Origin of the sequence: Parvibaculum sp. (assembly GCF_049672805.1) — a bacterium.
Lineage (GTDB): Bacteria > Pseudomonadota > Alphaproteobacteria > Parvibaculales > Parvibaculaceae > Parvibaculum.
On sequence record NZ_JBATWS010000397.1, the window covers coordinates 1 to 2,068 of the forward strand.

Here is a 2,068-nt window from a genome sequence, read left to right on the forward strand (position 1 = left end):
ACGTTGTCTTTGCCCCGCCGCCTCGCCCTTCTCGACCACGCAAGGCAGAGCGGCTCGTGGATTCTCGAAGACGACTATGACAGTGAATATCGCTATCAGGGTCGCCCCATCCCCTCGCTGCAAGGCCTCGACCCGCGCGGGGGAAGCGTCATCTATATGGGCACCTTCGCAAAGACGCTCTTCCCGGCGCTGAAGATCGGCTATCTCATCGTGCCGGAAAGCCTGGTCGATGCCTTCGCCACCGCCATCCGCATCAGCGGCCATGTGCCTCCTCCTGCCATGCAGGCGGCCCTTGCTGATTTCATCGGCGAAGGGCATTTCGGCGGCCATATCCGGCGCATGAGAGGGCGCTACGCGGAACGACGCGCCTCTCTGCTCCACGCACTCGAGAACGAACTTGCGCCCTATCTCCGCGCCGCACCGGGCGAAGGCGGCTTGCAGCTTTCGGCCTACCTGCCCGATCAGGCAGATGACAAGGCACTCGCCACCGCTGCTGCGGCGGGCGGCATCCATGTCGGTGCGCTTTCCACCTATCGCCTCACGCCCGGCCGCCCCGGCCTTTACATGGGCTACGCCTCCATCCCCGAAAAAGCGATTGCCAGGGGAACGAGGAAACTCGCCCAGATTTTGCGGGATGCGCGCTCCCCGACCTTCGGCTGAGGCTGCCTGTGTGAATCCCCATGACACAAAAACGCCCTGAAAAGGGTCGGTTCCGGTCCCCTTTGGCCGCAGCTTTGGCCTCATTTGCCCCACACACTCATTCCGTCCGGAAAGGGTCAGGTCCGGATATGCCATATGCGGGGAAAGCAAAATGTCCGATCTCTCACGCCATCTCAGCTTCGCGCATCATCCGCGCCGCTGGTCCCATCCGCTCGCCGTTCTGGCGATCCTTGCGAGCCTCAGCCTCCTGATTGTCGCCACGCTTGCGCAGCAGGCGCGGGCAAACACGACAGATGGCCTCATGCGGCTGGACGATGTGGAGAGCGGAACATTGCTGCTCCACTCAACCGAGCCCGGCAAATATGTGCCCGCCCCGCTGCTCGCAACGGATGTGAAGATCGATGTCACGGGCCTAATCGCCCGCACCCGTGTGACGCAGCATTTCATCAACCCGGGCGATGGCTGGGTCGAAGGCAAATATGTCTTTCCGCTGCCGGAAGACTCCGCTGTCGATACGCTGAAAATGGTCATCGGTGAGCGCGTCATCGAAGGGCAGATCAAGGAGAAGGAAGAAGCGCGCCGCGCCTATGAGGAAGCGCGGGACAATGGCCAGAAGGCGAGCCTTGTCGAACAGCAGCGTCCCAATGTTTTCACCAACTCGGTCGCGAATATCGGACCGAAGGAAACCATCATCATCCAGATCGAATATCAGCAGACGGTGCGCCGCGATAGCGAAGCCTTTTCGCTGCGCTTCCCGATGGTGGTTGCGCCTCGCTACACACCGCGAAATGTCGATCCGCAGCTTGTGGATTTCACGCCGGGCGAAGGCGGCTGGGGAACGGTCATTCCGCAAGAGCCGAAGGACCATCTCGAACAGCCCCCTGTGCAGCATCCCGATGACGGCCCTCTCAACCCCGTGAGCCTTTCCGTCACGCTGGATGTGGGCTTCCCGCTTGGCGATGTAGTGAGTTCACACCACGCCATCACCCTCACGCGCAATAGTGATGACGCGCGCAAGGCAAACATCCATCTTGCAAAGGATGTCGTGCCCGCCAACAAGGATTTCGAGCTGGTCTGGAAACCCGCCAGCATGAAGGCGCCGACAGCGGCCCTCTTCAAGGAGCGCGTGGGAGACGAGGATTATCTTCTCGTCATGCTTGCGCCGCCCTCCGGAGATGTGCTGCCGGAAGCAAAGCCGCGCGAAGCGATTCTCGTCATCGACAATTCAGGTTCTATGGCCGGCCCCTCCATGGTGCAGGCAAAGGAAAGCCTTCTCTTCGCCCTCGACCGGCTCACGCCCCGCGATACGTTCAACGTGATCCGCTTTGATCACTCGATGGAGATGCTCTTCCCGTCCGCCGTCCCCGCCCATGGTGAGAACCTCGATGTGGCGCGGAAGTTTGTGAGA

General features: G+C 61.4%; 2 protein-coding genes. Both read left to right on the plus strand.

Features of this window, described 5'->3' with window-relative positions; all coding sequences use genetic code 11:
* On the plus strand, window positions 1–660 hold a 660-nt coding region (locus WBF74_RS12325), incomplete at its 5' end, for a PLP-dependent aminotransferase family protein (RefSeq protein ID WP_424440288.1).
* A 151-nt stretch (window positions 661–811) separates the two neighbouring features.
* Window positions 812–2,068 (plus strand): VIT domain-containing protein (locus tag WBF74_RS12330; protein ID WP_424440291.1); only part of this gene is annotated, 1,257 nt, incomplete at its 3' end.